Annotated in this window: 7 protein-coding genes; 1 reads left to right on the top strand and 6 read right to left on the bottom strand. The window is 68.5% G+C overall.

Going from position 1 to position 7,648, the window contains the following annotated elements; genetic code table 11:
* Positions 1-93: 93 nt before the first annotated feature.
* The 4 genes from O0J15_RS19725 to O0J15_RS19710 all read right to left on the bottom strand — a co-directional run bounded on the left by O0J15_RS19725 (position 94) and on the right by O0J15_RS19710 (position 4,167).
* Complete coding sequence (locus tag O0J15_RS19725) at positions 94-1,698, bottom strand: glucan biosynthesis protein (protein ID WP_019658845.1); 1,605 nt, start codon at positions 1,696-1,698, stop codon at positions 94-96.
* A 105-nt stretch (positions 1,699-1,803) separates the two neighbouring features.
* Positions 1,804-2,616 (bottom strand): bifunctional DNA-formamidopyrimidine glycosylase/DNA-(apurinic or apyrimidinic site) lyase, encoded by an 813-nt coding sequence (gene mutM / locus O0J15_RS19720; RefSeq protein ID WP_164145493.1) that lies wholly within the window; start codon positions 2,614-2,616, stop codon positions 1,804-1,806.
* 19 nt (positions 2,617-2,635) lie between these two features.
* Positions 2,636-2,968: a hypothetical protein gene (locus O0J15_RS19715; RefSeq protein WP_171953205.1), complete on the bottom strand. Its 333-nt coding sequence runs from the start codon at positions 2,966-2,968 to the stop codon at positions 2,636-2,638.
* A complete protein-coding gene (locus tag O0J15_RS19710; RefSeq protein WP_171953204.1) occupies positions 2,965-4,167 on the bottom strand; it encodes an acyl-CoA desaturase in 1,203 nt (400 codons plus the stop codon). The genes O0J15_RS19715 and O0J15_RS19710 overlap by 4 nt, the downstream gene beginning before the upstream one ends.
* 187 nt (positions 4,168-4,354) lie before the next feature.
* Here O0J15_RS19710 and O0J15_RS19705 point away from each other — a divergent pair, with 187 nt between their 5' ends.
* Positions 4,355-5,140: an ATP-binding cassette domain-containing protein gene (locus O0J15_RS19705; RefSeq protein WP_308306153.1), complete on the top strand. Its 786-nt coding sequence runs from the start codon at positions 4,355-4,357 to the stop codon at positions 5,138-5,140.
* A 128-nt stretch (positions 5,141-5,268) separates the two neighbouring features.
* Here O0J15_RS19705 and O0J15_RS19700 read toward each other — a convergent pair whose 3' ends face one another.
* Both O0J15_RS19700 and O0J15_RS19695 read right to left on the bottom strand, forming a co-directional pair.
* Positions 5,269-6,471 carry a DUF4785 domain-containing protein gene (locus tag O0J15_RS19700; protein ID WP_308306152.1) on the bottom strand — a complete coding sequence of 401 codons (1,203 nt, stop codon included), beginning with the start codon at positions 6,469-6,471 and terminating at the stop codon, positions 5,269-5,271.
* 11 nt (positions 6,472-6,482) lie between these two features.
* Positions 6,483-7,361: a hypothetical protein gene (locus O0J15_RS19695; RefSeq protein WP_058983200.1), complete on the bottom strand. Its 879-nt coding sequence runs from the start codon at positions 7,359-7,361 to the stop codon at positions 6,483-6,485.
* Between the last annotated feature and the right edge of the window lie 287 nt (positions 7,362-7,648).

The following is a 7,648-nucleotide window of genomic DNA, read 5'->3' as shown; positions in this document are numbered from 1 at the left end:
CAACCGGACCCACCGCGCCATCCCACGGAATGCCCGCTTTTGACGTTGACGTTGACGTCAGCAGGTGCAGGGCTGCAAGCCCTGCCCCCCCTCTTAGTACAGCGTGCGCTCCGGCGCTCCGGCCGGCGGCGGGGTGTACTGGTACAGCCAGGTCTCGGTGAGGGTCTTGCCACCACTGCGCAGGAACAGGCGGATGTCGATCTGCTCGGTACTGCCTTCCGGCGGCACCAGGTCGAACATCGCGCGGTAGCCGTTGATCTCGCGCAGCGGCCGCGCCGACACGATCTCGACCCGGCCCCGGCTGGCTTCCACCACCGCCTCGACCTCACCCTTGTCGATCAGCCTGGCCAGTTCGCCACCTTCGAAGTCCACCGCGAAGCGCCAGCTGAAGTACTCGCGCTTCTTGCCGACCACACCGCCCAGGCCGGTGCGGCTGGCCACGCAGTGCGCCATCGGCGGCCGTGCCGGCGGCTCGGCGCCCCAGTACAGGCGGTAACCGACCAGCAGCTCCTGGCCCGGCTGCGGCTTTTCTTTGGGATTCCAGAACGCCACGATGTTGTCGAAGGTCTCGTCCACGGTGGGAATCTCCACCAGCTGCACCGAGCCTTCGCCCCACTCGCCCTTCGGCTCCACCCACAGGCACGGGCGCTTCTCGTAGAACACGCCGTCGTCCTGGTAGTGGTCGAAGTTGCGGTCGCGCTGCAGCAGGCCGAAACCGCGCGGGTTGCGGTCCACGAACATGTTGAAGCGCAGGTTGCGCGGGTTCAGCAGCGGGCGCCAGATCCATTCGCCGGCACCGGTCCACAGCGACAGGCCATCGGTATCGTGGATCTCCGGGCGCCAGTCCCAGCCCATGCGGCGGTCGTTCTCGCCCACCTGGTACATGCTGGTGCACGGCGCGATGCCCAACCGCTCGATCGCCTTGCGCGGGTACAGCGCGCTGTCGATGTCCATCAGCAGCACGTCACCGTTGGTGATCGCGAAGCGATAGGCACCGGCCACGCTGGGCGAATCCAGCAGGCCGTAGACCACGATCGTGTCCGAATCGGCCGACGGCTGTTCCAGGTAGTAGGCGATGAAATCCGGGAATTCCTCCGGCTTGCCCATGCCGGTATCGATCGCCAGGCCACGCGCGGACTGGCCGTACTGACCCTCCTTGCCGACCGCGCGGAAGTAACTGGCGCCGAGGAAGGCGGCGAAATCGCGGTCGGTGTCCTTGCGGGTGTTCAAGCGGAAACCGGCGAACCCCAGGTCGGCCGGCAGCTCGCCGTCCTTGATGCCGCTCTTGCCGTAGTTGAATGCCGCGCCGTCATAGGCCAGCTCCTGCGCCTTGCCGTCGACCACGTCGAACATGCGCACCGGCGAATGGAAGTACAGGCCCAGATGGAAGAACTTGGCCTGGAACTTGCCTGGCTGGTCAGCCCACAGCGCATGGTCCTGGCGGTAACCGATCGACTGGTACTGGTCCCAGTCCAGGCCTTCCAGGCGGCCCGGCAGCACCCGCTTGTGGCTCTTGTAGGGCGCCTGTGCCAGCGCGCGCGCCTGGCCCTTGAGGGTAGCGAAGTCGAACGGCTGCGGCTGGCCGAGGCGGCGCAGGCCCATCTGGCCGCTCCTGCTGGCCGCGCACGCGGGCAGGGACGGCAGGCCGAATGCTGCCAGGGCGAGGGAGGCATTGCGGATGAAGTCGCGTCGTTGCATGCAGGCGCGTCAGGCACGAAGGGAAGGTCGGCCATGATAGGCAGACAAACGTTAACGGGCAGCGGAGACGTCTCCTGCCCGTTCAGCTGCCGCTGGCCGCCCGGCTCAGCGCTGGCAGTGGCTGCACCAGACGCTGGCGCGCTGGCCGATGGTGGCGTGCTTCAGCGCGCGGCCACAGTTCGGGCATGGCAGGCCGTCGCGGCCGTACACCAGCAGTTCCTGCTCGAAGTAGCCCGGTGCGCCGTCAGGGCTGATGAAATCGCGCAGCGTGGTGCCGCCCCGGGTGATCGCATAGCCGAGGATTTCCTTCACCGCCCCGGCCAGCCGCTGGTAGCGTTCGCGCGAGATCTTGCCCGCCTCGCGCAGCGGGCTGATGCCGGCCTTGAACAGGCTCTCGGCGGCATAGATGTTGCCGACGCCCACCACCACCGCCTGGTCCATCAGGAAGGTCTTCACCGGCGCACTGCGGCCCCGGCTGCGGGCGAACAGGTAGTCGCCGTCGAAGGCCTCGTCCAGCGGCTCCGGACCCAGCCCCTGCAGCAGCGGGTGGACCTCGCCGGCCGGCTGCCAGAGCAGGCTGCCGAAGCGGCGCGGATCGTTGAACCGCAGCAGGCGGCCGTTGTCCAGGCTGATGTCGACGTGGTCATGCGCCCGCAGCGGGGTATCACCGGGCAGCACGCGCAGGCTGCCGGACATGCCCAGGTGCAGCACCGCGCTGCCGACGGCGGTATCCAGCAGCAGGTATTTGGCGCGCCGGCGGATGTCCTCGATGCGCTGCCCCGGCATCAGCTCGGCCACTTCCGGTGGAATCGGCCAGCGCAGGTCGGCGCGGCGCAGGATCACGCCATGCACGCGACGGCCCTGCAGGTGCGGCGCCAGGCCGCGGCGGGTGGTTTCGACTTCGGGCAGTTCGGGCATGGGGTGATTCTACGCCCGCTCAACGCGGCGGCGCGGACAGCTCACGGGCGTTGAGGAAGCCATCACGGTTGGCATCCTGCTTGTGGAAGCGCTGCACGATCACCTGCCGCTGCTGCTCGCGGCTGATCGTCCTGCCCTTGCCGCCGGGCAGCTCGTCGGCGCTCAGCACGCCATCACCGTTGCGGTCCATGCGATCGAAGGCATACAGCATCCACTGTACGTACTCGGCCTCGCTGACCTTGCCGTCGCCATCGCTGTCCATCCGCTGCAGATAGCTGGCGGTGTCGGTGACCTGGGCCAGCGCCGCACCCGGCAGCAGCGCCGCCAGCAGAAGCCCGTACCCTGCCCTCACGCGCCCACCAGGCTGTAGCCCTTCAAGCGTGCGGCGTAGGCCTGCAACGCCGCGATACCGCTTCCCTCGGCCTCGCGGCACCACGCCTGCAGCTGATGCAGGCGCTCGGCAGCATCGTGGCCGCGCGCCTCCAGCAGTGCCGCCAACCGCGCGCGGTACTCGACCAGGGTGCGGATGCGCGGGCGCTGTGCCACCCAGGCGCTCAGCTGGGCACGGCTGTCCGGCTTCAGCCAGCGGCCATCGTTGACCAGACCGCGGCGCAGCCGGCGTGGCAGCAGCCGGCGCAGCTTGGCCCCGGCCTGCGCGGCCTCCTCGCGCAGGGCTGGCATGAACACGTTGCGCTGGTAATCGGTCATCGCCTGGAAGCGATGCGACAGCAGCGCCTTCAGCGTTTCGGCATCGGGCACGGCGATGTTCGGGCGCACGTCCATGGCCGGTGCCACCCGCAGCACCCTGGCCAGTCGCAGCGCCTGCAGCAGGCGGATCGCACTCCAGCCGATGTCGAATTCCCAGCGCCGCATCGCGAAGCGCGCCGAGCTGGGGAAGGCATGGTGGTTGTTGTGCAGCTCCTCGCCACCGATCCAGAACCCCCACGGCGTGAGATTGGTGGAGGTATCGGCAGACTCGTAGTTGCGGTAGCCCCACCAGTGGCCCAGGCCGTTGACCACGCCGGCCGCCCAGAACGGGATCCATGCCATCTGGATCGCCCACAGGGCCACGCCGGGCAGGCCGAACAGCACGCTGTTGATTGCCAGCAGCAGCACCGGGCCCAGCGTGGCGTGCGGGGTGTACAGGTGGCGCTCGATCGCATCGTCCGGGGTGCCGCGCCCGTACTGCTCAATGTCCGCGCGCATGCCACGCGCTTCCCGATACAGCTCCACGCCATGCCAGAACACCGTGCCGATGCCGCGGGTAACCGGGCTGTGCGGGTCGTCCTCGGTCTCCACCTTGGCGTGGTGCTTGCGGTGGATGGCCACCCATTCCCGGGTGATCATCGAGGTGGTCAACCACAGCCAGAAGCGGAACAGGTGGGCCAGCGCCGGGTGGAAATCGACCCCGCGATGGGCCTGGCTGCGGTGCAGGTACAGGGTCACCGAGAAGATGGTGATCTGGGTGAAGACCAGCAGCACGGCCAGCATGGCCCACCACCCCAGGCCGAGAACACCACCAGTCAACAGGGACATCAGGGCATCAGGCATGGCAGCTCTCCGGATCCACGCGGGGATGGCAGACATGATGGGCGCTTGCGTTGCAAACTGCATCCCTGCGGCGATGTATCGCATCGCCATCCGTGGCACCGTTCACAGTTGGGGACCTGAGTTGTCGAGCCTTGATCCACGCGCCAGCCGCATTTCCGCCGCCCCGCCCGTCGCGGAGCTGCCCCCCTTGATCGAACTGGACCGCGCCACCGTGGTGCGTGGCCAGGTGAAGGTGCTTCATGGGCTCAGCCTGCGCATCGCGCAGGGCCAGCACACCGCCCTGCTCGGCCCCAACGGCTGTGGCAAATCGACCTTCATCAAGCTGATCACCCGCGAACTGTATCCACTGGCGCAGGGCGACGGCACGGTGGCGGTGAAGGTGCTGGGCCAGAACCGCTGGCAGGTGGACCGGCTGCGCTCGCAGCTGGGCATCGTCACCGGCGACCTCAGCAGCAACCTGGCCGACATGCCCGGCCTGACCGTGGAACAGGCGGTGCTGTCCGGCTTCTTCGCCAGCTACGTGGTGCCGGCCTTCCGCGAGGTGACCGCCGACATGCGCGCACGTGTCGGCGAGACACTGGCGATGACCGGCGCGCTGTCCCTGAGTGAACGTGCCTACGCCGAGCTGTCGGCCGGCGAAACCCGCCGCGTGCTGATCGCGCGCGCGCTGGTCAACCGGCCGCAGGCGCTGCTGCTGGACGAACCCTCCACCGGGCTGGACCTGCTCGCCCGCGAGCAGCTGGTGGCGACCATGCGCGTGCTGGCCCAGCAGGGCATCACCCTGGTGCTGGTGACCCACCACATCGAAGAGATCATTCCCGAGATCGAACGCGTGGTGCTGCTGCGTGACGGCCGCGTACTGGCTGACGGTACCCGCGCCGAGCTGCTGCGCAACGAACCGCTGTCGGCGGTGTTCGGTGGCGCGATCACGGTATGCGAGCAGGAAGGCCGGCTGACCGCGTACGCGGGATAATCGACATGCCACTGTAGAGCCGAGCCTATGCTCGGCTGCTTCTGGCCGCGGGGAACGGCAGCCGAGCATAGGCTCGGCTCTACAGAAAACGGTACAGCGGGCCGGAACCCGGCCCGCTGCACCCTTGCTCAGAACTTCAACGCCAGCGCGCGCGACTCGATCGGTGCCATCCGGCTCTGGTCCTGCAGCTGCAGGTCGCGCAGTTCGTAGGGTGCGCCGAAGCCAGCCGGCAACGCGGCCTGGTCGAATGGCAGCACCAGCTGGCCACGCCCCGGTCCATCGAACCACGCGGCCGCATGCGCCTGCGCCACCGGCTTCAGCTGGCCATCGCGGCCGGTGGCATACAACGTGGCACGCGCCTCGTAGCGACCGGCGGCGGCCACCTGCAGCGGCAGCGCGACCTGGCGGCTGGCCGGGTCGGGTGCCGCCTGGCCACTGAAGCGAGCAGTGGGCCGTGCCACCGCGAAAGCCACCTTGCCGTCGCGCAGCACGCCATCGGCCTGGGCGAACACCTGCAGTTCCCACAGCCCCTGCACGCTGCCGACATCAGCCGGAATCCGCACCTGTGCACGCAAGGCACCATCGGTGGTGCGCAGCAGGCGCTGCGGCCAGCTGCGGCCATCCGGTGCGACCAGCAGGGCTTCACCGCCCAGGCCGCCACGGCGCGAGGCCAGCTGCGCGGTGGTGGCGCCGTCTTCCAGCAGGCGTGCCTGCAGCTGCACGTTGCCACCGGCCAGCACCTGCGCCTGGTTGGCCTGCACTTCCAGCCGCAGCGGGCTGTTCGGCTCAAGCACCTGCACCACATAGCGGCCCTGCGCCTGCGTGCTCTGCAGCGTGTACGCACCGGCCGAACTGGTCGCGCCGGTGCGCAGCATGCTGCTGCCATCACTCACCGGCATGCCGGCATCCTGCAGCGCGCGCGCATCGACACTGCGGGCCACGCTGCTGCGGCCAGCCGGGTCGCGCATCTGCAGGGTGTTGGCAGGCAGCGCGCGGGCACCTGCGGCCGGGCTCAGCTGGATCACCGCATCGGGCGCCGTCAGCGGCAGGTCCAGGCCGCGTTGCAGCTGCGAGCCATCGACCTGCTGCCAGTAGCTGCGGCTGACCGAGGCATACGGCGTGGCCGCCTGCAGCGGTTGTGCCGGGTCCAACGCCCAGGCGAAGGACAGCGGTGCACGTTCGCTGTCATCGGCCGGCAATGGCGCGGCAACCAGCGCCGCAGGCACCTGGTCGCCCACGCGGGCCGCCTGCAGAGGCTGCGCGGCCTGCGCGGCGGAAAGGGACAGGACTGCCAGCACCGCACTGGCCAGCAGGGTGGAATGAATCGTCATGGTCGTCTCCCTCACTGGGTCAGGTCGTTGCGCAGCAGGGTGCCGAGGCCGAAGCACTCGCGGCGGCTCTGGTTGTGGCTGAGCGGCTCTGCCCCCTGGGTGCGCTGCGTGTCGGTGAACCAGGTGGTGCCGGCGGCCTTCTGGCTGCTGCACTCCAGGAAGCCATCGGAGCAGGAGGACAGCCAGTTCTGGGTGAACTCCAGGCCGACATTGGCGGCGTAGCCACCGCAGTAGCTGTTGCTGTCCCATACCGCCGATTCCACGTCGCTGCCGACCACCGCACGGAACGGCTTGGGCAGGGCGGGACGGCCTGCGGTGCCGTACAGGTTCTGCGCGTTGTAGGTGGCCATGCTCGCCACCTGCTGCTGGCGCACCGCGTCGTTCTTGTAGCCCAGCAGCCAGCCCAGCGAGGTTTCGAAGGTATTGCCGTTGAGCACCGCATCGGCCAGCGGCGTGCCCGCCGAAGACGGCGCCAGCGCGGTGACCTTGCGCACCGTGCGGATGATCTTCGGATAGCGGCTGTCGTAGGTCGGGTTGGACAGGATCCAGCGCACCACGTTGCCGCCGTTGGAGTGGGTGATCACCACCAGCTGGGTGATGCCACGGCTGTCGATGAAACGGGTCAGCTGGTTGGCCAGGCAGCCGGCCGCTTCCGGTTTCCACATGTACTGGGTGAAATCGCAGTTGATGACCACGTAATTGCTGCTGTTGGGCAGGCCCTGGCGCACGGTGTCGATGATGGTCGGCTGCCAGTAGTCCTGGGTGGCGTTGGTCTGCGCGCCGGTGCCATGCACGAAGGCCACGCCGACCACGTCGGCGGCCTGCGCCGGCGCTGTTGCAAGCCCCAGGAGCAGGGCCAGGACGGTACTTCCTGTTGCGGTGCTGCGCATCGCGTCTCTCCCTCTGTCTTCGGATCCCCCCGACCCGGCTGGAACTGGACGGCCTCTGGTGCCTGCCGATGTGCCGATGCTCACGGCGCGGGCGCGTGAAAGTCCGTGCGCTGCGCCCGGATTCAGGAGACTGGCGTCACTTGATGACGTTTTTCATCCTGTTTCGATGACCATGCCGGTTCTGGCCGTATGACCGATGGTCACTGCGGTGCCGCACTGGGACTGCGATCATGACGCGATGTTCTTTCTCCGGAGCCCGTCCATGTCGCTGATCTCCCACCCTGCCC

It is taken from the genome of Stenotrophomonas sp. Sm10, assembly GCF_030985515.1.
Taxonomy (GTDB): Bacteria; Pseudomonadota; Gammaproteobacteria; order Xanthomonadales; family Xanthomonadaceae; genus Stenotrophomonas; species Stenotrophomonas hibiscicola.
The sequence above is the reverse complement of the archived record's forward strand: the minus strand, read 5'-3'. Positions and strand labels throughout refer to the sequence as shown.